The 26,337-nt window shown below is 45.6% G+C and carries 19 protein-coding genes; 2 read left to right on the forward strand and 17 right to left on the reverse strand.

What is annotated here, in order from left to right:
• The 11 genes from B3A20_RS14750 to B3A20_RS14800 all read right to left on the reverse strand — a co-directional run.
• The coding region (locus tag B3A20_RS14750) for an FISUMP domain-containing protein (RefSeq protein WP_290766421.1) at nt 1-1,922 on the reverse strand (1,922 nt) is incomplete at its 3' end.
• Nucleotides 1,923-1,939: 17 nt separating this feature from the next.
• Complete coding sequence (locus tag B3A20_RS14755; RefSeq protein ID WP_290766423.1) at nt 1,940-2,815, reverse strand: TIGR02147 family protein; 876 nt, start codon at nt 2,813-2,815, stop codon at nt 1,940-1,942.
• Between the two features lie 275 nt (nt 2,816-3,090).
• Complete coding sequence (locus B3A20_RS14760; protein WP_290766425.1) at nt 3,091-5,238, reverse strand: fibrobacter succinogenes major paralogous domain-containing protein; 2,148 nt, start codon at nt 5,236-5,238, stop codon at nt 3,091-3,093.
• An 8-nt stretch (nt 5,239-5,246) separates the two neighbouring features.
• Entirely contained in the window at nt 5,247-6,107 is an 861-nt protein-coding gene (locus B3A20_RS14765) for a TIGR02147 family protein (RefSeq protein WP_290766427.1), read from the reverse strand.
• Nucleotides 6,108-6,320: 213 nt separating this feature from the next.
• Nucleotides 6,321-8,471 carry an FISUMP domain-containing protein gene (locus B3A20_RS14770; protein ID WP_290766429.1) on the reverse strand — a complete coding sequence of 717 codons (2,151 nt, stop codon included), beginning with the start codon at nt 8,469-8,471 and terminating at the stop codon, nt 6,321-6,323.
• 11 nt (nt 8,472-8,482) lie between these two features.
• Nucleotides 8,483-10,552: an FISUMP domain-containing protein gene (locus B3A20_RS14775; protein WP_290766431.1), complete on the reverse strand. Its 2,070-nt coding sequence runs from the start codon at nt 10,550-10,552 to the stop codon at nt 8,483-8,485.
• Nucleotides 10,553-10,564: 12 nt separating this feature from the next.
• Nucleotides 10,565-12,550, reverse strand: a complete 1,986-nt coding sequence (locus B3A20_RS14780) for an FISUMP domain-containing protein (RefSeq protein WP_290766433.1) — start codon at nt 12,548-12,550, stop codon at nt 10,565-10,567.
• Between the two features lie 42 nt (nt 12,551-12,592).
• On the reverse strand, nt 12,593-13,501 hold the full coding sequence (locus tag B3A20_RS14785; protein ID WP_290766434.1) for an FISUMP domain-containing protein: 909 nt from the start codon (nt 13,499-13,501) through the stop codon (nt 12,593-12,595).
• Nucleotides 13,502-13,512: 11 nt separating this feature from the next.
• Nucleotides 13,513-14,787 (reverse strand): hypothetical protein, encoded by a 1,275-nt coding sequence (locus B3A20_RS14790; protein WP_290766435.1) that lies wholly within the window; start codon nt 14,785-14,787, stop codon nt 13,513-13,515.
• A 2-nt stretch (nt 14,788-14,789) separates the two neighbouring features.
• Nucleotides 14,790-15,368, reverse strand: a complete 579-nt coding sequence (locus B3A20_RS14795) for a redoxin domain-containing protein (RefSeq protein ID WP_290766437.1) — start codon at nt 15,366-15,368, stop codon at nt 14,790-14,792.
• A gap of 3 nt (nt 15,369-15,371) precedes the next feature.
• Nucleotides 15,372-16,406 (reverse strand): hypothetical protein, encoded by a 1,035-nt coding sequence (locus B3A20_RS14800; protein ID WP_290766439.1) that lies wholly within the window; start codon nt 16,404-16,406, stop codon nt 15,372-15,374.
• Nucleotides 16,407-16,805: 399 nt separating this feature from the next.
• Here B3A20_RS14800 and tenpIN point away from each other — a divergent pair, with 399 nt between their 5' ends.
• Nucleotides 16,806-17,258, forward strand: a complete 453-nt coding sequence (tenpIN, locus tag B3A20_RS14805) for a type III toxin-antitoxin system TenpIN family toxin (RefSeq protein WP_290766440.1) — start codon at nt 16,806-16,808, stop codon at nt 17,256-17,258.
• A gap of 111 nt (nt 17,259-17,369) precedes the next feature.
• On the opposite strand, the gene B3A20_RS14810 is transcribed toward tenpIN, so the two are convergent.
• The 6 genes from B3A20_RS14810 to B3A20_RS14835 all read right to left on the reverse strand — a co-directional run bounded on the left by B3A20_RS14810 (nt 17,370) and on the right by B3A20_RS14835 (nt 25,827).
• Nucleotides 17,370-18,530, reverse strand: a complete 1,161-nt coding sequence (locus B3A20_RS14810; RefSeq protein ID WP_173564297.1) for a sodium ion-translocating decarboxylase subunit beta — start codon at nt 18,528-18,530, stop codon at nt 17,370-17,372.
• Nucleotides 18,531-18,544: 14 nt separating this feature from the next.
• Nucleotides 18,545-18,907, reverse strand: a complete 363-nt coding sequence (locus B3A20_RS14815; RefSeq protein ID WP_014546277.1) for an acetyl-CoA carboxylase biotin carboxyl carrier protein subunit — start codon at nt 18,905-18,907, stop codon at nt 18,545-18,547.
• Between the two features lie 48 nt (nt 18,908-18,955).
• On the reverse strand, nt 18,956-19,798 hold the full coding sequence (locus B3A20_RS14820; protein WP_290766444.1) for a hypothetical protein: 843 nt from the start codon (nt 19,796-19,798) through the stop codon (nt 18,956-18,958).
• Nucleotides 19,799-20,010: 212 nt separating this feature from the next.
• On the reverse strand, nt 20,011-22,149 hold the full coding sequence (locus B3A20_RS14825; RefSeq protein ID WP_290766446.1) for a histidine phosphatase family protein: 2,139 nt from the start codon (nt 22,147-22,149) through the stop codon (nt 20,011-20,013).
• A gap of 20 nt (nt 22,150-22,169) precedes the next feature.
• Entirely contained in the window at nt 22,170-24,068 is a 1,899-nt protein-coding gene (locus B3A20_RS14830; protein ID WP_290766448.1) for a histidine phosphatase family protein, read from the reverse strand.
• Between the two features lie 271 nt (nt 24,069-24,339).
• The gene (locus tag B3A20_RS14835) at nt 24,340-25,827 is read right to left on the reverse strand and encodes an acetyl-CoA hydrolase/transferase C-terminal domain-containing protein (protein WP_290766450.1); all 1,488 of its coding nucleotides are present in this window, start codon (nt 25,825-25,827) and stop codon (nt 24,340-24,342) included.
• Nucleotides 25,828-25,853: 26 nt separating this feature from the next.
• Between B3A20_RS14835 and B3A20_RS14840 the strand changes: the two genes are divergently transcribed.
• A complete protein-coding gene (locus tag B3A20_RS14840) occupies nt 25,854-26,276 on the forward strand; it encodes a GtrA family protein (protein ID WP_290766452.1) in 423 nt (140 codons plus the stop codon).
• Nucleotides 26,277-26,337 lie beyond the last annotated feature (61 nt).

A 26,337-nucleotide genomic window follows, 5' to 3' on the forward strand; every position in this document is an offset into this window, starting at 1 on the left:
AAGCTAATGGAATCTAAATCATCCGTAGATTGCAAATAAGCATAATTCAAATTCTGAGCCATCCAAACCTGGTCGCCGATTTTCACCGTCTTGTAAACTTGTCCGTCACGAGAATCCGTCAACGTTCCGTAATCGCAGTTATCTTCGGTATTCGTTCTGCAAGGCGTCACCACAGCCACCGAACTCGACGAAGCAACACTCGACGAAGATTCCGCAGAGCCGCTGCTAGATTCCGGAACCGTTTCACTACCATTCTTAAGGCAACGGACAGAGAAGCCGTAGCTTTTATTAGTGTAATCCAAATTCACATAGTCGTATTTGGAACTCATAGTCGCCACGTACGCACCAGCACCATCATGCTCCTCAAATTCCGTAGAGCTCAAAAGGTAAGCGTAATACTTCGCATAGGAGTAAGAGCCACCCTTTGTCACATAGCCGGAAGGCAGCACCGAGAAGCCGAATTCATCTGTACCATTACCATCTTGAATCCAATCAGATGTAGATTTAAGCATTTTACCCGCCGTCAGTTGTCCACCTACCGCATTGAACAAAGCATCCCATTCCGCCTTGCTCGGCATATGCCAACCCGAAGGACAAACCCCCTGAATATTCCCCGACGGTAACGAGCAAATTTTTCCATAGCCACATTCACTCTCCGGCTTGCCAACCGCTGTAGCCCACCTATAAAGGCGACCATACTTCGCACAGTATTCAGCAGAATCATTATAGCAGAAACTAGAATCTATTTCGTAATTCAGGTTTTCCGCCATCCACACTTGATTGCCAATTTTTACCGTCTTGTAAACTTGTCCATCACGGGAGTCGATCATTTCGCCGTAATCAATATTCGGGTTTAAGTAAGAGTCAACAGCACTGCTGCTGGATTCCGGGTCAAGCCCGGAATGACGGGACGAACTAGATTGCTTCGCTTCGCTCGCAATGACGGAGGAGCTGCTACTGCTCAGAACGTTTTTGGAGGAAGACGAGTTCAAGGCCACTGAGCCTGCCGAAGTGACCGAACTACTAGACGTTCCTTTATTGCTATCTGCAAACTTTTCGACAACAGTTTCAAACGCAGAAACATCGCCTGAACCGCCCCACTTTTCGATGTTCTTGCCAACATTTGCAAATTCTCCATTCTTGTCGGCAGTAGCGGCCCATTCCGCAATTTCCGTTTTCGTTTTATCGTCATCCCACGAGCCATCTTTCGCAATGTCTGTAGCAACGTCATTCACGCGCTCTACGAGTTTTGCAACTTTCAAATCCGATTGCATCATCACACTCACGGCAAGCAATGCCGCGTTGTCGTTACCCGACTCAAGAATGTTCAAGTCTTCGGACAACGCAAATTCACCTTCTTTCGCTTTCACGCTAAACGCGGCAAGCACTTCTTTTTCGGCCTGCTTTTTCGCTTCTGCAAAAGACATTTTCTCTTCGGTCACAAGATTCATGACACGCTTATATTCCAGTTCTGTAAGCATATTGATGTTCACGTTCTTGCGATCCTTGAGGTCAGTCAACGCATGGAGCGTCACTTCGCTAGCCGACTTTATCCCAGTCAATTCATCGAGGTATTTTCCCGTCACATCGAACAAAGCGCACGTCGCCGAGAGGTTCACGTATTCAACGCCAAAGTCACCCTTGTCGCTCTTGACAACGCCTTCAAAGATTTCATTTGTCAGTTCCATCGTCTTGCAGTCGATTCCTTGCACCGTCACAGCGGACCCCTTGACAAACGGGCCTTTCTGCGTGAGTCCAGCCACGTTCAAATCCGCGATGATTCCCGTGTCTTCCGTAGTACCACCAGCAAAGCCGCCATCTTCATTAGACGACGTGCAAGCCGTTACCCAAAACGAAGCCATCGCAAAAGCGATCGCCTGAGCGAGAAACCCCTTATTCTTTTCGAACACTCTCATTTTCATTTTACCTACCCTCATTCCTAACTTTTTTTATTTGAATTCAAAGCCTTCTCCGCATCTTCGCCAGATTCGACGTGGTTGCCAAGGCGTTCGCTCAGCGGGAACAACTGCAAGTTCAAGCGATAGACCTGTTCCGTCTCGTCGTCTTCGCTGGCAATCGCCACAACGCGGCGGCGAAAATCCGCAATCTCCTTGCGAATGCGTTCGTATGCCTGACGCGTAATTCCCATGGTCACGCCCGACATGTCACGTTCCGAAAGCGGCAAGTCCAAAGCCTTCACCGCGAACTCTCCCATCTGGCGTTGCATATTGCGAGCCGCCACCGGCACCGCATCCACGGGCCCCATCGAAAGCGACTTGTCCGTCTGGCTGTAGTTTCCGTTCTTGTCCTTCTTCAAGAGGCCAGACTTCACCAAAAAATCGAGCGTCTCGGAAACTTCCGCTGCCGAAATCTTTTGTTTGCAAACATGCGCCATTTCGAGCGGTTTCGCCCCCGGCATGTGCGGAGCAAGCTCACGAATCACCGGATTTTTCCACGATTTGAAGTAATCGAATTCCTCGTTCCCCAGCACACGCACCTTGTGCGCCCTCGCCAATGCACAGCGGTCTTCGAACGCGGCACGCTTCGCCTCGTCCCCCTTCGCATGGGCATACGAAACCATCAAAACAAAGTACGTCTGTTCAAACCCGACAAGACCCATCGCAGCAGCGACCGAGCCAGCGGCGTTTACACTCAGATTTTTCTTCCCTTCGCAAACATACTTCAGGTAAACCGCCGACGAGAAGCCCGCCTTTTGTGCAAACGCATGCCAAGAAAACGCCGAGCAGCGCTTACGTTCATCGTAGTAGTCTTGGATGAACTTGCGGTAATCTGTATATTCAACAATCTCCTTCATGATTACAAACATAGATGAATTTAGTTGAAATAGAACATAAAAATGGAATTTTTAGTTAAATTTTACCACTTTTAACAATTTTTAGAAAATTTCAGCAATTTAGAACATGACATACATATTCCTGGAACATGGAGATTCCCGCCTTCGCGGGAATGACAAACGAAAGCCGTGAGAATGTCATTCTGGAGAGGAACGAATGGTGCTATAGAATCCCCCAAAAAAAATCCCCGCGGCATATTGGCCACGGGGAATTTTTCTTTACTTAAAAGTTTTATTTACTCATCGTTTTTGCTTGAACTTGAAGAAGGTCTTACCGGAGCTGTCGAAGGATCCCCCTTGACACAACGGACACTTTGTCCATAATATTTGGAATTCTGATAGGTATAAGTTTGAGTATAAATGTTGTTTATATTAAAATATCGACCTCTATCATCATCCTGTTCGGTGGAACTCCAGTAATAGACATCCGAGCCCACCTTTTCCCAACTCGTTGCAGAAATTCTTCTTCCGGTCGGGAGAGCGGCGAAGCCGTAAAGATCAGTACCGTTATTATTAGGCGTTCCGGCATAGTTCCACCCAGTCAAAGCCTTGAGCGGTTCTCCACATGTACGGTAATCCCCTATAGCCTCACACAGCAAGCTCCATTCACGGAGTGTCGGCAAATGCCAGCCTTCAGGGCAAATCCCCTGCACAGCGCGATCAAGTCCGCACTTTTTGCCATAACCGCAATCCAACGGCTCCTTGGAATCATTCGCCAAAGCAACCGAGTCAATCGCTGCAGCCCAGCTATAATAACGGCCACTCACATTGCAATTCTTTTCATCATCATTGTAGCACCAGTTGCGGCCCTTCAAGCTCGGAGTCTTGACGCTATCGGCATAGTTCAAGTTTTCTGCCATCCACACCTGCGAATAATTTGTATCGGGCACATCAATTTTCACGACCTTGTACACTTGCTTGTCGCGCGGGTCAACCATCGAGTCGTATTTGATGTTCGGACTCAGGCGGGCATCCTTGGGAACATCCCAGCTCCACCCTGAAGGAACTTCAGCTTCACCTTTCAAGCAACGGACCGACATTCCATCGTTCTTATCGTGGACGAGCTGGCGTGCATTATCGTAATCGTAGAACATGTTCACGTACTCCGCACTATCGCTACCGTTCTTTATAGAACTCCAGAAATTTGCGTGATGACCCTCGTAGTTGTAGTATTTGTCTTTGCCGTATCTGATGCCAGCAGGCAACGCCGTGAAGCCAAAATCATCCGTGCCATTGCCGTCATTATTCCAGCCGCTAGTGGACTTCAGTTTCTTGCCCGCAATAGATTGTTTGCCGACCGTAGCGAACAACGTTTCAAATTCATCTATTGTCGGCAGGTGCCAGCCGTCAGGACACGCTCTATTTGCAGCGGCCCATGAGTAAAGTCGACCATACTTTGTACAATATTTTGCGGAGTCATTATAGCAGTAACTGCTGTCAACTTCGAAGTTCAAATTTTCCGCCATCCAAATCTGATCGCCAATTTTCACGGTCTTGTAAATCTGACCATCACGGGAATCCGTCATTGTAGAATCGGCCCCAAACATTTCTATGACCTTTTCAAAATCGGGAACTTCATTTGCGAATCCCCAATTCTCCATATTCTTGCGAATGGAATCCATCACAGCCTTCGCCACGGCATTTGCAATCCAGTCGATAATTGCTTTTTTCGTATCATCATCATTCCACGTGCCGCTTTCCGCAAAGGAGCCATTGAATTTATCCATACGTTCCGTAAGCGTTTTCACATCGGCATCGCCTTGCATCAGCACACTGATGGCAAGGAGCGTCGCATCCGCATCGCTTGTTCCAAAAATATCCAAATCTTCAAATTCGGCCGATTCACCAGCCATCCCGAATGCGGCAAGCACTTCCCTTTCAGCCAAATCCTTCGCCTCGTCGAAACTCTTGCCTTTTTCTGCCACGTAGTACATCACGCGTTCGTATTCCAAGTTCGTAAGCAAGTTGACATTCACATGGGTACGGTCCTTGAGATTCGTCAACGCACGGAGCGTCAATTTATCCGAGACCTTCTTCCCGGTCATTTCGCTACGGTATTCGCCAGTCACTTCAACAACAGCACAAGTCGTAGACAAGTTCACTTTTTCAACAACAAATTCGCCCATGTTGTTTTTGACTTCGCCCTCAAAGACCTCATCCGTGAATTCCATTGTCTTGCAGTCGATCCCCTGCACCGTCACCGCGGAGCCCTTCACGAACGGGCCCTTTTGGGAAACGCCTGCAATATCCAAGTTCTTGATGGCGTAAAGGCCTTCGCTCTGTTCGTCCGTGCCGGCAGTCTTATCACCAGAACAAGCCCAGAAAGACGTCCCAAATACAAGGGCCGCCAAAAGATTCCATTTCATCATTGTTTTAGTGAGCATAATTCTAGTCACTCCCCTTTATTTTTTGATAACACATTCATATTGCCATATTCAATCTTTTCCGTCAACGGGAAAAGTTGCATATTCAAGCGGCAAACTTTTTCAATCTTTTTGTCGGCAGAAACAATCGACACAATGCGCTTGCGACACTCCGCCAATTCTTCCACAACTTTTTTGTAGCTTTCGGCTGTCATGCCCATCGTGATGCCGCTAAAGTGGCGTTCCGAAATAGGCAATTTATCCAAAGCATCAAGCGCAAACTCGCCCATCTGGCGCAACAGCGAATGCACCGCCACGGCCATCACATTCAAATTTCCCGTCGAAAGCGAAGTACTCGTCTGGTGATAATTCCCTTTGATATCGCGAGTCAAAAGTCCCGCCTTGAGCAAGAAACGCAAACTTTCACTCACGTCAGCAGCAGAAATCGCAGGCTTGCACATTTTGGCAATTTCATTTGGTTTTGCCCCCGGCATCGCCACAGCAAGTTCTCGGACAATCGAATGTTTCCACGTCTCGTAATAAGTGTACATCTCGCTGCCGAGAATTTTCACGCGGTTGGCCTCGCCAAGTGCTTGCATTTCTTCAAAACACTTTTTCTTTTCTTGGTCCGTCTTCGCATTTTCGTAGCGTACCATCAAGACAAAATAATCAAATTCAAAACCCTCCAAGCCCATAGCAAGCGCAGTCTTTATTGCACTCTCTTCACGCAAGCGAGTTTTTCCGTCACTGACCAATTTCAAGTACGAGCCCGATGCGAACCCGGCAATCTTCGCAAACTCGCGCCACGTAAACGCAGAACAGCGCTTGCGTTCCTTGTAGTAGTCGAGAATATACTCGCGATAGTTCTTGTATTCCGTAACCGATTTCATGTTATTAAAAATAGAAACACTGGATTAAGTATGCAATAGCAGAGAATATTTTTAGAAAAACAAAAATGGCGTTTTTACGCAAATTTCAACATTTTTTAAATACATTTTAAGATTTTTAAAATCTAAAGAACAAAATTTGAATTCTATAAAACAAAACCCCCTGCTATACAGCCGAGGGCAACGTTATGATTCTATATGTAATTGAACTTGCTTTTAGTAATCTTCAACGCAACGGATGTAATTACTATAACCAGTCCAATAAGGTTGAATATAAGCGGAATCCAAATTCACAGTAAAAACATCGACCAATTCTCCTATAGAGACCGTGACATTATATTTTTCATCTTTGTTCACATGAGTACTCCAAATACTTCCTTCATAACCATACGTTTTCATCGAAAAGCCGAATACATCCGTGATATAAGGCGATATTTTTCCAGTACGATACCCATCGATATCAGTATTATCTAACGCATATAAAGAATATGGCACATTTCCGACCTTCAATAAACTTTCAATTTCATCCATCGTGGGTATATGCCAACCTTTAGGACAGATTCCTTGCACAAAGCCAGTCCATTCGCAAAGAGCCCCACATCCACAATTTTTAGAATTTCGAGCTAATGCCGTAGAATCTATAGCGGCCGACCATATATAACGACGTCCGATATTTTCGCATTCATAACTATCGCAGAAACTAGATGAATCTAAATCATCCGTTTTAGCTAAATAGCGGAATCTCAAATGTTCTGCCATCCACTTATATTTGCCAACATACACAGTTTTATAAATCTCACCATCGCGAGCATCTGTAATAGACCCCACCCTCGCATCATCAGAAAGACTCCTTTCAACCTTATTCCAAGAGCCCTTGCTACAAAGCATCTTCCATTTATAATTCGCACTATCAGCCTGATACATCTTAGTTTCCCCTTCAATTTTTTCAGAGCAATCAAAGCCAACCAAGCGATCCCAATAATCTGTGGCTTTTACATACCCATCCTTACAAGAAAAATACGTTTCTTTATTGGAATAAGAAAATTTAAAAACAATCCCTTCTGTACGATCTTTACATACATCCTTTTCCGCCAACACCTTAATCCAAAAATGATGGAGAATCGGTTCAAATTCAGGCACATCACCCAATTTCCATGATTGAACATTCTTTCTAAAATCAGCATACCGCCCATCGGCTTCAGCATTCATTACCCATTCTGCAACAGCCATGCGAGTTTCTTTATTATCCCACGAGCCATCCGTTTCCATATCCTTCGATATTTCCGACAACAATTCCGTTAAATAAGCTATATCCCGATCGCCTTGCAATAAAATCGATATAGCCAACAAGGCCGCATTACCCTTAGTTTTCCCAAAAACATTTAAATCTTCCGAATTTGCAATACCGGTTGTATCCACAAAAAATGCCGATAGGATTTCTCTCTGAGCCTGTTTTTTCGCCACCTTAAATTTCAATTTATCATGCGTCACTAAATAAAATACACGGTCATATTCCAGATGCGTAAGCAAATTCACATTTGCCGAATTTCGCGATGAAACATCCGTCAAAGCCATAAGAGACAACTTTTTCGTGGTCTTTTCACCACTAACTTCATTACGATAATACCCCGTTGCCTGCAGCAACGCATATTGACTTATAAGGTTTCGAGTGCTAAAAACAAATCGTCCATCATCAGATTTGATCGAGCCCACAAAATTACCATTAGTCTGCCTTAAAGTCCGTCCACTTTCTAGTTCATATAGATTAACAAGGGACCCTTTAATAAATGGGCCTTTATGAGAATAGCCACTCAAAGAATCGAGCGAAACAGGTTTTGAATCATCGGGTTCGCTACTTGATTTCGGAGCATTTACACTTGACGACGATTCTACACCCGAAGAGCTGCTATACGTAAGATTAATCGTTGTCTTTTTATCACCACATTTTACTACAATCTGCAAGGAATCCTTGCTCTGTTCCACCGTGCAATCATCGCCATTTGAACCCGTTTTTCCATTATTTCCATTGCGAGCAACGCCTACAGAATCCCCATTGCAAATGACTTTAACTCCACTTCCATCCGAAAGTTTTTGTGTTGAGCAAGAATACTGAACTTTTGCGCTATTGACTGGAATACGCCATTCATCATCAACACAAACCCTTGTCAGCAAATCTTTCTTGACAAGAATAACATGACCTTCATTTTTTGAGCCACATGGAGGCAATGAAGAGACTTCATCAACCTCTTCCATCCCCTTTTCCGATTGGTTAACAGTCTGAGTCGAAAATTCTTCGCCACAAGAAACTAAGGCCAAGACAATTGACACAAAAACAAATCTAGGAAGATTTCGTGACGCAATATTCATAATACGCCCTCCTATTTTTTATTTTTCACACAACGAACAAAAAAGGGTGATCGTTCTGAAATATAAGTGTGACTATTTAAATCATATTCACTTTCATTAAACCTCATTTGATAATCGACACACGCCGTCCAAAGTTCACTTCCTTCCTGCAATACACCAAAACCATACTTATCTACACCATTTGCATTAAACTTATAATTAACCCATCCAATATCACTCCTTAAAGCATCTAACACCGATATTCCCGGGCTATTTTTCAAAACAAAGTCAATCAACTCCCTTACTTCAGATGTATCCGGCAAATGCCACCCTTCAGGACAAATTCCTTGTACCGGATAAGTAAGAGAGTATCTATTTTCCCATCCTAACCCCGTTCTCACACTATCCATTATTTCACTCCATGTATAAGCACGCCCATACAAGCGACAATCTGCCGAATCCAAACGCGCCCCAGAACTCGTCGCACATTTATACCCTCTTGAAGTACTCGGATACTCATATTTCAGATTTTCTGCCATCCATATTTGATTACCTATAGTAACAACACCATAAGTTTTATTATCTCGCGAATCTGTCATAGTGGCCATTGTCTTTGATGGGCGAGAACCAGTAAAATGCCATTTGAGTCCATCATATGCATTTTCAGTGCATTCGTAATCTCGAATCCAAAACTTATTAGTATACGAACCTTTTTCCCCTAATGCACGATAATTACACACTTTTCCAATAAGAGTATCAGATGCTGTTGCTAGAGAAAAATTCCCCCCTTCATATGAACAATAAAATTTTTTCCCATCATACTTGCCTTTGCTATTTTTTGCGACAAAAAAATTACCAACATCTTCCGAGCCACAATCAATAGGCAACCCATACTCACCATCAAAAAAATCCATCTTCATAGAATGAGAACGTAAAGAATCATACGCATAGTCAGCTATTTCGGCACGCAATTGAGTATCATCCCATTTTCCATCTTTTTCTATATCTGCGGACATTTTACTCAAACGTTCAGAAACTTCCGCTACAGTTAAATCACCCTGCATCAGCATCGAAATCGCGCGTAAAACATTATCATGGACATCCTCAAGAATCAAATCTTCAAAATCTTCAATATCGGTGGTATCATAATGAAAAGCTTTTAAAATTTCTGCACGGGCTTGCCTTTTAGCAGCCTTGAATTTCATCTTATCAACCGTCACCAAATGATAAACACGAGGATATTCCAAATGAGTTAACACATTAACATTCGCTGAATTTCTGTTAGATATATCTGTTATCGCATTCAACGTAATCATATCTCTTGTCCGTTCATTAGTCACTTCATTTAAATAATAACCGGTCGCCTGCATCAAAACATACTGACTGACCAAATTTCTCGAAGTGAACTTAAAATGTCCATCATCAGAATCTATTCGGCTCACAAAATTTCCATTCGTTTGCTTCAACGTTTTTCCATCCTGCAACTCATATAAATACACAACAGAGCCTTTTACAAACGGTCCCTTCTGTGAATACCCAGACAAAGAATCCATTGAAATTGCAATCGCAGAATCTTCGTCCACAACAGCAGAAATCACCCCCGAAGTATCTTCAGGATTTTCTTTTGGAACTGCCAAATCAGCAATCGGCAAATTAACAACCACGCTATCTTTGCCACATATAATCACAGAACGTTTAACATCTTTATCATAACGGATACTACAGCCAGTTCCATTCGCTCCATTTTTCCCAGCAGATCCATTCGAAACAACCGCAACAGAATCACCATTACACATCACTTTATAGCCAGATTTATCGCTCAACAAAGTGGTAAAACACGCGGCCTCTTTCAAATAGTCGGTCGTTGTTAATTTTTGCCATTCACTATTTACACACACACGTAAAGAAGAATCTTTCTTTACAAACACTTCTTGCTTTTCATGCTTAGCATCACAATCAGGAAGTTTTTCATCATCCTGAAAGATTTCTAAAGATGCATACGACACTTGAGTCACATCTGTCACAGTTTCATCATCGCCACAACCAACAAAAGCACAAGTAAAAGCGACCAACAAAAACAGGATATTTTTCTTAAGATTCATAATAGCCCCCACTTAATTTTTTTTGCATCGGACAGCATAGAATTCATCCAAGTTGCAATATGGCAAACTCATGCTCGTCCATTGATTATGGAATATACGGCAACGAATGATTACATCATTTTCATCATCATAATACATGGTCGATGAAAAATAAGTGATACGGTAATCATATTCACCAGGTTCTTCATCATAATGCGTATAGAGTGGTTTAGCAGCAAAGCCATAATCATCCGTTCCATTACCACTTCCAAGCCATCCTTCAGTCGCCTTAAGCCTTGCATCAACCCAATCAGGAACAGAAAGACCGTGAGTACCATACGAACCATTATACCATAAATTATTTATAGCCTCTTCATAAGTTGTTTCGGTCCACACTTCCATCAACTGATCTTCCCATTCCTTGAATGAAGGAATATGCCAACCATCAGGGCAAATCCCCTGAGTCCCCCCCTTTTCAAGACTAATTGAATCCAATATATCTCTTCCACGTATTTCATACTTAAGCAATCCTGGATTATCAGCATTCTCTACAGCAAGGTCTTCGGCCATCCAAATTTGCTTTCCTATAAAAGCAACGTTATAATACAAACCTGTTTTCGGGTCATCCATTTTCACACGCCATATTCCATTTTCACATCCAAGATAAAACTTGTCCAATTCACTCTTGGCATTCAATAGTTGAATAACCTTTCCTTCATTACTAGCAGTACACGCATCAACACCATATTCCACGGACACAAAATTCTTGATAATCGATTCAAATTCAGGAACATCCCCTAAATTCCACCCTTTGACATTGGCACGGATTCTCTGTAAAAACGGAAGAATTTTTACAGCTCCATCCGCAATTTTTATAGTCAAAGACTCATCCAAAATACCATCTTTTTCCAAATCAGCAGAAATTGCCGAAAGTATATCCGTCAGCTCCGCAATAGAACGTGTACTCTGTAACATCACCGATATAGCCAAGAGTGCAGCATTACCCTTATTAGTACCAAACACGCTTAAGTCTTCAGACTCTCCCACTCCTGTTGTATCGATATGGAACGCTTTCAAAATTTCAGACTGGGCTTTATGTTTAGCAGCCTTGACCTTCATTTTTTCTTTCGTCACCAAGTAAAACACACGGTCATATTCCAAATGCGTCAACAAGTTCACATTAGCGCGGCTACGTTTCGATACATCCGTGAGCGCAAACAACGTCAAATCATCCGATGTTGTTCGCCCAGTCACTTCATTCTTGTAATAACCATTCGCTACAAGCAATGCATACTGGCTTACCAAATTACGTGCAGAAATTCTAAAGAATCCATCATTAGAATTGATAACCCCCATAAAATTTCCATTTGTCTGCTTCAACGTGCGACCATCCGTCAACTCATAAAGGCGAACATTACTCCCTTGCACAAAAGGACCTTTTTGAGAAAAGCCACTCATCGAATCAAGCGAAGTCTGCACAGCCTCTTCATCTAATGAAGAAGATGAAACAACAACTTTTGAACTACTACTTACTTTTACGGAGCTACTACTCGATTTTCCAGAATCTTTATCCATATCAAAAATCAAGGAATCGTTTTTACATACGACCTTTACGAAAGTCGTATTTTTTATTTGCGTCGCACTGCACATCTGCGAAGCATTTTGTCCATTTTCACCTTTCTTACCATTTTCACCATTCAACAGAACTCCGACCGAATCCCCGTTGCAGACAATCTTTATGCCACTACTATCCGAAAGTGCCTGTGTTTTGCACGAATAGGAGCCCGCTGTCGATTTGGCTCTAAACCATTCATCGCCAGTGCAAACGAAAGTGGTCGATTCGCTCTTTACCCATGCTTGAGCCCCTTTATTCTCGGAACCACAATCTGGAAGTGCATCCAAATCCGCCACGATTTCCATGCCGGGTTGAGTCACCTGTGTAATATTTTCGGTGGTAATGTCGTCACCGCAAGCGGCGAGAGCAAATACAGGCCATAGCCGAAAAAGACATTTTTTCATAAGAGCTCCCCTTCCAATTTAAAGTAGGCAATCTTTACATTATCACTTCTTTATGCATCGAACCGATGCATAGCTTTCATTTTCTAGCCCAAACACCGCAGTAAAATTGTCACTATCCGCAGTAAGGCTCAGCGTCTGGTGAGAATAAGAAACCTTCGTTGATGAGGTCCACCAATAACCTAGAGAACCGACTTGATCACATTCTTTTTCTTCATCACACTTGCCTCCAGGCAACGCCGTAAATCCGACGTTATCATCGCCATTTTCTCCAGACCAACCTGCAGTTGCCTTGAGATGTTTTCCAGCATCATAATCGCGGAGTTCATTTTTCTTGAGCGAAAACTCTGCAATGGCATTGTATTCATCAGCAGTCGGGAGTCGCCAACCCGATGGGCACGCCACATTTGCAGCATCATAGTCATACAAGAGTCCATATTTTTCGCAATTCGAATTATCGCCGCCGTAACACATGGTATTGCCAGAACTCGGAACATATCGCAAATTTTCCTTAGTCCAGCACTGTTCATTTATTTTAACAGTCTTGTATTTAACATCTCCGCGAGTCACCGTAGAATCGCCACAAGTCCATGTCGAAACACTGCTAGACGAAGCTGTTTCTGAGCTACTCGACTTAATCGTTTCAGATTTCTTGCTAGAACTCGAAGAACTATTCGAGGACTTTTCTGAACTGCTGGACACAGAAGATGTTGACGTCTTTTCTTCCTTGCTAGAACTCGAATTTTTCGTTTCCACTACCGAGCTACTCGAGCTGACAGAAGAACTGGACGATTTAACCTCATCCACACTAGCCTCGTAATTATCGGCACCGGGATCCATCGGATTATCTCTATCGCCGATATCGGCGCAAGAAACCAAAATAAAAAGACAGGAGATTGCCGCAGTCGATAAGCCCACTCGCAATGACATTTTTGATTCATTATAAAAAAGCATGACAAACCTCCCTAGAAAACAAAGAATACAATGGCGCCAGCACCGATCAAGCCACCACCGACTCCATAGAAGATGTTTCGCATAGTCTTTGCAGATTCAACTTTATCCCATTGGTCATCAAAATCTTTCTTGTTATCAAAACTTGCCTTATCGTATTTTTTGCGTTCATCTTTTACAACCGCATTTTCGTAAATACCGACACCCACACTGGCAAGGCCCAAAACCATCATCGCTATAGAAACCGGCTTTGTTACAGCCGAACGCTTTTCCTTCGCCATCGCAGCACGGGCAGCTTCATCAGCAGCCTTCTGCTCCGCAGAAGCAAGCGAATCGGCGCGGAGTTCATCAACCGTAGGTTTCGCATTCCGCAATTTATGTGTTATATTCAATTTATCCGTATTCAGCCATTCAATCACAACAGTTTCGCGGAACTCATCCTCGCCAACTTCAACTTTAGCACAAACAGGAATGCGCCCAACAAAAGGCGTACGACCTACCATCGAACCATTTACAAACACGGGCACCTCGCGAGATTTCCCGTTAAATTCCGTCGCTAAAGAGAAACTCCCCATGGCTGCATCAAGCGAATTGTTCACCGATACCGTTTTACCGCTCATCACGTTCACTTTAAATTTTTGCGGTTCATAACAACGGTGAATAAATTCTACTTCATGAACACCTGGATTCAATTCCCATGTACCGCGTGCATACTTGCGACCGTCCTTCTTGCTTTCGCCATCGATATTGATCAACAGTTCCGCTTCATGCCCCACCTTGTCCGTCAGCACCGGCTGCAAGTCGATTTTTCCGAAAGAGCTTGACAAAATACGCGAAAAGAGTCCATTCGATTTTTGGCGAATTTCCACTTCGAGAGATTCAATGTCGGGAGCCTTGGAACTAAAGCTACCCATGAGTTTATTTCCAGCCGTTTCATAGAGTTCGACCGTAATCGTCAAGTTGTTTGCAAAACGGCCAACATGCCCTTGCGCCACATAGTCAGCAGAAATATTTTTGCCGGTTTCCACAAGGCAACTTCCTTCGCAGTCTTCCACGGCTTTGCCCGGCGGGAGCATCATGCTGATATTTTCGCGAGTCATGATGGTATAGTTCTGTTCTGCAGGGAGAACCTTCACCGCCTCAGAACGCAACACATCGGTAAGATACTGTTTATCTTCGAGCGTGACAACATCCTTCGCGGAGGTAGTTTCAAGAACAGCCACATGTGTCGCAAAAGCGGGAATAACCGACAGCAAGAAAACAATATTTAATTTGTATAAGATATTCATAATTACTCGACCTCGCCCTTGAGAATACTTATGTAATCTTCGCCTTTGGAGCCAATCAAAATCTGCGGATGCATCGATTTATCGACCAAAAGAGTTTTGGGCAAATCCATATTTTCACCTTCTTTCACAAGGCCAAAACCTTGCGTAAGGCGACCAAACGGATCCACCACGGCATTCAATTTTTCTAGCGAGAACGTGGCCAGATACTTAGTCAGCATTTCCTTATCGCGTTCGCCCACATTCACCAAAACCACAGCCGTTTTCGCAGCCTCTAGAGCAGATGCATTCGCAGAAATCATCTTCAAGCCTTCGCGACAATGTAAGCACCAAGACGCATAATACACAAGAGCCACACGATCAGACTTCTGAGCAAGCGCTTTCAAGTGATTACGCGTAAACGGCGCATTATCGTTCTGCAGTTCAAACACCGCAAACCACGGCAACGAATCCTGGATAGCCGTTGGGAGCGGTAACTTCACGGATTTTGCGGTAGGTTCCGCAGCTAACGAAACCGTTACCGAGGACAACACCAGCAAACAAACCATAATCCACGCATTTATAATATTTTTTCCACGTTTCATAGATTACCTCATTATCCAACGGTCAATTTCATATTTCCAGCCTTGAACAAAGTCATTCTTCGATGCATTCTTGACAAGTTTTGCCCTTGCTTCGTCCAAATCAAAACGCCCCGTTCCTTTGAGTGAACCTCCCAAAGTAAAGTACGTTTCGCCATTACACGATTTGCCATTCAGTGCAACCGATTCAGTACATGAAACCCCAAGAGTCCCTTCCTTACAAGTGGGTGATGAAATATCCAAATCAAGCACAAGGCCCTCCTCGCAAGATCCGTTCAAGCTCTGGAGTTTGATATCACCCAAAATCTGTTCCAGCAGAATTTTTCCCTCTTCGGTTTCAAAATCACCATAAGTGTAAACTTTGTATTTACTCTTAAAATTGATATAGTTTTCAGTAGCCTTCGCATAGCTATTATCTATTTCAGCCGAATTTTCATTGAAACCGAGTGATTGCAAAACAAGCAGCAAATCCCTGTACTTCGAATAGGCGACCGTCATTTTTTCGTAGTTATCCTTCTTTCCAAGCGGATGTGTCGTATTCAAAAGAACCGCTACTGCAGCCATCAATTCATCGCGATTTTTATGCAAATCATCTCGATAAGGTTTTGCGGCATCGCTCTTGGACATGCAAGCCACAACGCCCACAACACCATCATGGGCAAACGTTTCGCGCACATGTACATCTTGACGGTTGCGAAGTTCAATGGACACTTGCGACTTACGATCAAACGACGACGAAATCGACTCCTCGCCAGCGGCGGAAACATCCGACTTCACCTGCATAACGCTTGTCGAAACCACCGAACTCTGAATTTGGGTCGCAACCTGCGATACAGCACTATTCAAAGCCTGGTCATAATCACTTGCAAGGCCAGCGCCACGGAGTTCTCCTTCGGAACACGAGACCAAATCCAATTCCTGAGATACGGACATTTTAGGCGTGGAGCGATGAGACTTGGCTTTTTTCTCAGAAGCGCAGCCAGACAACACCGCAACACCTAAAATTGCCACAAGGAGATAAATATAAAGCTTAATAGACATAAATACAGCCTCCCCTCCATCGTCTTTTTAGGACCGCCACCATTAAATAATAAAATCGTAATCATATAATAATATATAACAAAAAAATCGTAATGAGCTAAAATTTCTTTACAATAAGGCCATTTTTCCGCCAAACGTGACCCAACGCAATATTCCAAATTGGAGCGGTTTACATAAAAAAATCCTCGCCGAAGCGAGGGGTTGCTTTTCTGCATAGAATTTCATATATTTATCCATAGATAGGGTGGAAGGGTGTCCACCTGAGATAAAAAAGAAAGCCCAAATGGATGACAGGGTGGTAGAGCGACCACCTGAGATAAAAAAGAAAGCTCATTAGATGAGACCGTTTTTTATATATCATAAAAAACGGTCTTTTTTTTGTTTAAAAAAGGATTCACCATGAGCACAGCAAAAGAACCTCTGATAAGACTGTTATCCACTCTTTTTTACGAACGATATTCCAACAATCCAGAAATTCTATCCAAACAAAACCGCCCCTACTTAGTCCTATTAGTTGAATACAGGGGGCTACGTTTTGCAATTCCATTTAGATCCAATATACAACACACTCATGCGTATAAATTTCAAGGAACGTCCCCCAAGAGACAAACTTCAGGTCTTGATTTCAGCAAAACGGTCCTTATTTTTCACGATGACGAAATTGGCATGCCTGCGCATATTGATTCAAAAGAACATACGGAAATTTTGAAAAGATTCAATTTCATCATTGAAAAATTTCATAAATACATTGACGCCTTCATTGAAGGTTTGAAACAAGAACCGTTACAACCAAAGTATAAGCTATCCTCTTTGACATTCTATAAAGAATTACTTTTATCCAGTAGCATATAAAAAATCCCCGCCGAAGCGAGGACTTTTTAAAGCAGATTCCCGCTTTGGCGGGAACGACATTCTCTTTCGCTTGTCACCCCGGCCACTGTGCCGGGGGCGGCATATGCAATCTTAGCTCAAGCGGCTGATCATATAACCAGCGCAAACTGCCGTACCAATCACGCCAGAGACGTTCGGGCCCATAGCGTGCATGAGGAGGAAGTTCTGCGGGTCATACTTGGCACCTTCAACCTGAGAAACACGGGCTGCCATCGGCACAGCGGAAACGCCTGCGGAACCGATAAGCGGGTTCACCGGGTTCTTCGGAGAGCACTTGTTCATGATCTTTGCGAGGAGCAAACCGCCGAAAGTGGAGAAGCCAAAGGCAACCACACCCATAGCGATGATCATGAGAGTCTGCGGCTTGAGGAAGATGTCAGCAGACATCGTGAGACCCACGGACGTGCCGAGGAAGATCGTCACAATGTTCATGAGTTCGTTCGAAGAAGTCTTCACGAGGCGTTCAACGACACCAGCTTCCTTGAAGATGTTGCCCATCATAAGCATGATGATAAGGGCAGAAGCGTCCGGCACGACGAGCACGCAAACGATCATCACCATCACGGCAAACACGATGCGTTCGGCCTTGGAAACCTGGCGGAGAGCCTTCATGCGAATCTTGCGTTCGGCGTCGTTCGTCATAGCGCGCATGATAGGCGGCTGGATGAGCGGCACGAGAGCCATGTAGGTGTAAGCAGCAACGGCGATGGGGCCGATGAGGTGCTTAGCAAGTTTGTTCGCAGTGAAGATGGACGTCGGACCGTCAGCACCACCGATGATACCGATGGAAGCTGCTTCACCGAGCGTAAAGCCACCGAGAGCGACAGCTGCAAACATGGTCGCAAACACGCCAAACTGTGCGCCACCACCGAGGATGAGCGTACGCGGATTAGCGATAAGCGGTCCAAAGTCCGTCATGGCACCCACGCCCAAGAAGATGATGGGCGGGAAGAGTTCCAGATGGATACCCTGGCTGATGTAGTAGTAGAGACCGCCAGTCGGGCTGAACATACCTTCGATGCTCCAGCCACCGTCGTAGAACGCGACGGACGGGATGTTCACCGCAAGTGCACCGATTGCGATCGGCAAGAGCAGAAGCGGTTCGTATTTTTTGACAATCGCAAGGAACATCAACACGAAGCTCACGATCCACATGATTACCATCGGAACGGTAATCTGCGCGAATCCTGTGCTCGAGGCGAAGTCCGCGACTGAGTTAATAATTCCACTCATTGACTTTTACCTCATTAGGCAATGGTCATCAAGACCTGGCCATCAGTAACAGTGTCGGTTTCCTTGACGGAGATAGAGGTCACCTTGCCTGCGCACGGAGCGACGACCGGGTTTTCCATCTTGAGGGCTTCGATAACAGCCACTTCCTGGTTGGCAGCAACAGTGTCGCCAACGTTAACCTTGAGCTTGAACACAGAGCCAGCGAGCGGGCTCTTGACTTCGGTGCCACCAGCGACGGCCGGAGCCGGAGCAGCAGCAGGAGCAGGTGCCGGAGCGGCAACCGGAGCAGCAGGAGCTGCTGCAACTGCGGAATCAAGAACTTCTACTTCGACGTCGTAGGTCTTGCCTTCGAAACTGATACGGACTGTTTTCTTCATTTTTATTTTTCCTGGCTTAAAAGCCTGTTAAGTTTTAAAAGTTGAACCTTACTTGACGATCGTCCAAGCAGGGGAGTTTATGTTTCTGTAAGCGGTCACGCGGCAAGGCTGACCAAGAGCCTGCGTTGCAGCAGCAGTAGCAATCACGAGGAACTGTTCGTTTGTCAGTCCCGGATGTTCTTCGAGAGCGGCGACGGCGGCAATGCCGAGGAACGCCTGGAGCTGCTTGTTAGTGAATCCCGGATGGATGCTCTTTGCATTCGGATCCCAGTCGCAGTGTGCCGGAGCACGAACCGCAGGAGCCGGAGCGGCAGCAGCGACAGCGGCCGGAGCAGCCTTCTTAGCAGGAGCCGGAGCCTTGACCTTGTCCAAACCGAGTTTCTTCATGATTGCGCTCATGAGAGTGCAAAGAATCAGGAGGCCGACAATAACGGCCATCACGACGATGAGGCCTGTCACCTGGAATTCGGCGAGCTTGCCAAGGGTGAACTTCTGGACTTCACCATGGCACTTGCCACCTTCCATCTTGCCATGGCAGTATTCGCTACCGAGCTTAGCCTTAGCAATCGGGAGCACGGCCGTACCGTTGGCATTTTCAACGGAATCGCGAATATCGCGGGCGCGAACGGACTGTTCGTATGTCTTATAAAGAATGGAATAGCCACCACCGTGAGTTTCCACAATCTGGAAAACAGTAGATTCATCCATCCACTTGAGCTGTTCCTTGATCGGGGCAGCAATGGAGTCCGGCATCAGAGCAATCTGCTCGTCAAAACGGCCAACCTTTGCAGCCTTGGAAGCAGCAGGTTGAGCTACGATTTCAGACGCGAAGGCACCGGAAACCGTTGTCACCGCGGCAAAAAGCATAGCTTTCTTTAGTGTATCATTCATATCGGAATGCGTCCATGTTTAATTAAGTGAACTGTTTGATAAAAATCAACGCGCGAGAATATAGCAATTTTAGTGATTAGTGATTGGTGGTTAGTGGTTAGGATTGCAATAGGAACGTTCTTTTTACTTTCCTGTTTACTGCATACTGTTTACTAACCACTTATAACATTCCTGTTTACTGACCACTGTTTACTAACCACTGGCGAAGCCCGCTACATCGTCATTGTGCCAGAAGAAAGACCCTTCACAGGCTCGTAACGGAGGGTGCCGTCGGTTCCCAGAATAATCGCCACGCCAGCGAGGTAATTAATCCACTGCTTCGTGTCGAAATAGCGGAGGTTCGCCTTGCCGTTCGTGCAGAACGCCGTCAGCGGAACAACCATCATGTCATGCGAAATCCACACGCCCACGCGGTTCACCTTTGCAAAGCGGGGCTTCACAATCTCGGTCATGAATTCTTCGCCACGGGACTGTAACGGATAGTAGGCATCGCTATAGCTTCCTTTATATGCATATTCCGAAGCGACGACCCAGCCACCGCCATTGCTATTCTTGTACGATTCAAACTTGTTTTCGTCCTTCACGAACCAGTCACCATCGAGTTCCGGCAATGTATCATTACCCATACTCGTAATGCCCGCACCCGTCGCCACGTTAATGCAGGTCTCATAGCTACGCGTGTACGTCGAGTTCGCAAAATAGATATTCTCACCCTTGAGCTTTGCGCCCACCGACTGCGACTGCGTTTTTCCATTGCTCGTCAGGTGTCCATTTTTGCCCGTATCATCCGTGCGTTCCGCATGGCGCAAGACAAAGATGACCTTTTCGCCAGGAGCGAGCTTTTTCATAACATCATCAACATCGACAAATTCCTGAATATCATCAGAGGTAGCCGCACGCCAAGATTTTTTGCTCTGCTCGTAAACGTAAAATTTATCCGTATTAATCTTACCGTTCTTGATTTGGCCATCGTAATCGCCTGCGCCAAAGCCAACTGTATCCTTTTCGAGGTCCGTTGCCACGCGCCAAGCCTTGATGGAACCATCGCAAATGAAGCGGATACGCGGGCCTTCGGGCTGTTCATAGTAAGAGACAAAGTACTCGCTCTGGCTATTGCCCACATGCTTCACCATGCCGTTTGTCATCGCATTGCAAGATTCAAAGCCGTGCGTGCTCGTCCAAAAATTGCGCACATGCTTTTCAAAGTTTGGTACATCGCCAAGTTTCCAGCTCTCCATGTTCTTGCGGATTTTTTCAAGGCCGCCCTCGGCATCGAGCATCAGGAGCTTGTCTGCAAGTTTTGCCTTCCCGGCATTGTCGCCCCAGTTGCCATCTCCACGGATATCGTCAGCAATCTGGTCTGCGTATGCAAGAAAATTTCCATTCGGAGCATAGCTCTGCATCATCACGGAAACAGCAAGGAGCGCGGCACTGTAATCGTCTGTACCAAACAAGCTAATATCTTCTGCAGCCTTGTTCGATGTCGTCTGGCCTCCGTGACCAAAGCCCCAGCCACCGTTAAAGCCACCCGTGCTAGCCCCGCCAAGGCTTATCCCAAACGACGAAAGCACATCGTTCAGCGCACGCCCGCTCTGGCTCCCGATCGGCTGGTTATTGCCGGAATCTTCCACAAGCTTCATCACGCGCGGGGCTGCCATGTGCGTAAGCATATTCACGTTGAACGAATCGCGCTTGGACAAGTCCACAACCGCATTGAGCTTTACAAGCGACTTCGACAAGCTCGCCGTAAACTCGTTGGCATAAAATCCGTATGCCTCCACCCTCACATAAGGCGAAACAAGATTTATTTGTTCAAAATTAAACTTGCCATCCGAAGTGAGCACGCAGGCTTTATGCGTCCTCTTGGAATCGGCCAAGCGCTTCAGGCTATCCAGCTCGACTAACGTTACAGAAGTCCCATAGCGGAACGGCCCCTTTTCGGCAACGCCCGAGATATCAACAAGCGAACGGCGAAAATCAGAGGCATCCTCAATTTCGCTTACTTCACTGGAGTCAAATGGAATTATGGAACCGTCGCGACAAGAAACCAGCCCGGTAATTGTCGTATCGCCAAGGGGCACTTCCGGCCCTTCAGGCACTAAAATCTCTACCGTATCCTTACCGCTGCTACCGGAATGATGATACCACGAAGCTCTCGAAGAAGAACTTTCCTTTTCATCTTTAGGCGGGTTTTCTTTTGCAGGATCCTTTTCAGGATTTTCCCTGGAATCAGAACTTTCAATTTCCGAAGACGCCTCGCAATCATCACCCTCGCATGGCAAGGAGCCATAACGGACGGTATCGCAAGACGTCCAAAATAAAAATGATAAAGCTAAAATCCAAACCCGCATAGGTTGAATATTAGTAAAATCTAGTTCGCATACCCAGACTTGAGACCACGAACGGCGACATAACGGCGATTTCCATCCTTATCAATGATAATTGCAACGCCAGCGAGGTAGTTTATCCACTTGCCGCCATCGTATTTCTTGAGTTCAATCTGCAAGTTCGAGCAGTAAGCAACAAGCGGCACCATCAGCTTGTCATGTGAACTCAAGAGCACAAACTTTTCTGTCGGGTACTTCTTGACAAGAACATCTTCGATAAGTTCCACGGAGCGTTCTGCAAGGTCATAATAAGCGGCATCGGCTCCTGTCGAATAGGCCCCCGTATAAGCGTACTTGGAAGTCACCTCCCAGCCACCGCCACATTCGCTCTTGGCCTTTTCAACCGCTTCGTCATTTTTGTTATACCAGTCGTCATTCAACTGCGGGATTGTATCGCGCTTGTCGTAAGCTTGGCCACGGCCCTTCGCAATTGATTCCACTGTCTGGTGCGCACGCAAGAATTCAGAAGCTCCAAGGACAAAATCTTCCTTGAACTTCGTGAGTCGAGCGCCAACTTCCTCGGACTGTTTTTTACCGTTGTCCGTAAGCGTCCCGCCCTTGCTCGTATCGTCGCCACGTTCCGCATGGCGGAGCACAAAAATGACGCGTTCATCGTCCTTGATGCTTTCGTAGACATCCTGAATATCCACAAACTCCCTTGCGTTGGAATTCAAGACAAAATAGCGGTCCTTTTCAACAGCAGTCGCTTCGCGCCATTCCTTCTTCGCACCATCGTAAACAATGAACTCACCCGAGAACGCACCGCGACGGACTTCGCCATCTTCGGCAGGCGTTGTATCGCCTATGAAATCCTTCAAGCTATCCGGGATTGACACCCAGCCATTCTTTTCATCACAGACAAAGCGTTCCTTAGATTTCGACACATCGTTGTAGTCAGCGGCATAGAAGGCGCTAGCCTTATTTTTAACAAAGAAAATATTTCCGACAGCCTCAGCATCGCATTCCGGGAATCCCAATTCGTTTAAATAAAAATTTCTCAAATACCATTCAAAAGCGGGAATCTCGGCATTGCGTTTTTCTAAAGACTTACGGAGTACCAGATAACCATTCTTTACATCACTTGTCAACGCCCAATCCGCCAGCGCCACACGAGTCAAGGAGTCATCCCATTTACCATCTTCGGCGACATCACTTGCTATTGCCCTAAAGGACTTTGAAAGATCACCATTTGCACTAGCCTGCATCAAGATTGAAAACGCAAAAAGCGCCGCCCCCGATTCACTAGCGTCAGAAATATGGATACTCTCGGTCAAGTCGTAATCCACAAAATCCAAATGAAACATCTTCCAGACATTTTCTGCAGCTTCCCTCTTTGCAGATTCAAACGAACGCCCGTCCCCGTTGCTCAAAAGATTCAGGGTACGCCTCGCCTCGATTGTCGTAAGCATGTTCAGGTTAAACGTCTCTCCCGAAGTCGCATCTACCAATGCAGACAAAGTCAACGATGCAGTTCTTCCATCAACAACATTGTTTATTTTCCCTTCCGTAGTAATCAAGACATAAGGTTGAGGCAACTGAATTTTCTTTATTTCGTAAGATCCATCGTTATCGATTTCGCCAGAAAAAACAGTTTTCGTTTCTTTATAGTGATCTGCAGAATCCAGCTGAATCATCTTGATCGACTGCTTTAGGCCAAGACCATCCAATGATATCTTTCCCGAAACAGTCCCGTCAACGAGTACATAAACAACATCCAGGCCTTCTTCTTGCGAATCAACTTCCTTCTGGACGGTCGACGGATCTTGAATCTTTATGGCACTAGACGAAGAAGAACTCTTTTTGAAAACAGAGCTTGAGGATTTGTCAACAACTTCAGAACTGGACGACGAATACTCGTCCTTAAGTTCATTCAATTCGCTCACAGGATCGTCACCACAGGCGACAAAAAGCGATGCTAATAGCAAAACCAGAGAAACCCGGGTTCTAGTTTCTCTTAACCTAACACCTTTCTTAAAAAAAATCCCCATAAAAAAGGACCCCTTACCTTCAAGTTTTGGCCTAACCAAAACACCCCGTAATAAAAATATAATTATTGCACAAATTAAGCAACAGGAAATACAAAATAAAGCACCTTAAACAAGGTGCTTTTTAAACAATCTGTACCGACTGTTCAAACAGGAATCGGCAAAACTTTTACAACATCTTACCAGTTTCAAGGAAGCGGGTATGCATCTCGAATGCGCGGGAAAGTGCAAGTGGCACATGGACGCCCTTCGCATGCTTAAGACCGTACTCCAGAACATCCGTGAGTGCATCGCGATAATCCGGATGGGCGCAGTTCTTGATAATCAGGCGGGCACGTTCTTCAACAGGCAAGCCACGAAGGTCAGCAAGCCCCTGTTCCGTCACAAAAATCTGCGTGTCGTGATCGGTATGGTCCACATGGCTCACGTAAGGCACAATGCTCGAAATCGCACCGCCCTTCGCCACAGACGGCGTGAGGAAAAACCCGAGAGCGCAATTTCGTGCAAAATCAGCCGAACCGCCAATGCCGTTCATCATCGCAGAACCGCACACAAGCGAGCTGTTTACATTACCAAAGATATCCGCTTCCAGAGCCGTGTTCATAGAAATCACGCCCAAGCGACGAATCACATCCGGGCTGTTGCTCACCTCTTGCTGGCGGATAATGAAATGCTTTTTCCATTCTGCGCTATTTTCAACAAATTCTTTCTGTGCCGCCTGCGAAAGCGTCAAAGCCGTTCCAGAAGCAATACCGAGCTTGCCCTTTTTCAAAAGCGGGAGCACCGCTTCCTGAATCACTTCGGTGTAAAGGTCAATTTGTCCCAAGCGGTCATCATCAGCCATAGCGCAAAGCACGGCATTTGCAACCTTGCCTACACCACTCTGGTATGCAAGTCCCTTCGGGAGCCTGCCATGCGATTCTTCGAATCGGATAAAGTCCAAGATGCGTTCGCCAATATTCTTCGAAACTTCATCAGGTTCTACAAACGGAGTCACTTCGTCATACGCTTCGTTTTCGACAATCGCAATAACCTTGTTCGGGTCAATCCGAACAAATTCACCACCCACGCGGTCACCGGCACTGTAAATTGCAAGCGGCTTTGCATGCGGCGGGAGCTCCGGGAGGGCGTTATCGTGCATGCCAATACAACTATCACCCAAGCGTGTATTCAGTTCCAAAATAATCTTCGGCGCCATTTCCAAATAGCAAACGGAATTACCGCCCGATGTCGAAAGGCAAACGCGGCCATCCGGCAAAATTGCAGAAACTTCAATAATCGCAACCGTCGGCGCGGGGACAGCACCCGTACGCACAAGGTAACCCATCTTGCCCAGGTGAGCGTCAATGTAACGGATACTGCCGTCATTAATCGCCTTGCGCAAACTCGGATTGGACTGGTATGGCATGCGGAGCGACAATGCCTTTGCACGGGCTAGAGCCCCATCACAACTATCGCCCGTCGAGGCGCCTGCAAACAACGTTACCTTAAATTCCTGACCCGCTTCGTGCAATTTTTCAGCACGCGCAGCAATCGCCAAGGGAACCGCTTTGGGGTATCCTGCTAAAGTAAATCCGGAAACCCCGAGAACATCGCCATTACGAATCATATCTGCAGCGCTGGCAGCACTGCATTTCTTAGTTGTAATCCAGGTCATGGCGCAAAAATAGTATTTTTACCGCCGTGAAACATTTTATCAAATACAACGCTATCGGTGTAATGAACACCGCCATTACATTCTTTACAGTCTGGCTTTTGCACGAAGTCTTAGATTGGGACGTGGTTCTTTCAAACTTTTTGGGATTTGTCGCCGGTGGGCTCAATAGCTACATCATGAACCGCATTTGGAATTTCAAGAGTACAAACAAGAAACGCGCCGAAGTCATAAGATTCATCGTCGTATTCCTCTGCTCGTATCTCGTGAACTTGGCGGTCCTCAAAGGGAGCATCTACGTGCTCGAAAACGCGACTTGGTGCGCAAGCTTCACGGAATTCATCTCCCACTTCATGAAGCCAACAACATTTGCAAGCTTTGTTGCAAACGTCGTCTACGTGCTCGTAAGCTTTACGCTCTATAAGAAATGGGTGTTTAAGACAAATGCGTAGGCCGAGAGTCGCGGCCAAGTTTACTTGGACATGACCGAGGCCAGCATTTGGTACTTAAGCG

It is taken from the genome of Fibrobacter sp. UBA4297, from assembly GCF_002394865.1.
Classification (GTDB): Bacteria; Fibrobacterota; Fibrobacteria; order Fibrobacterales; family Fibrobacteraceae; genus Fibrobacter.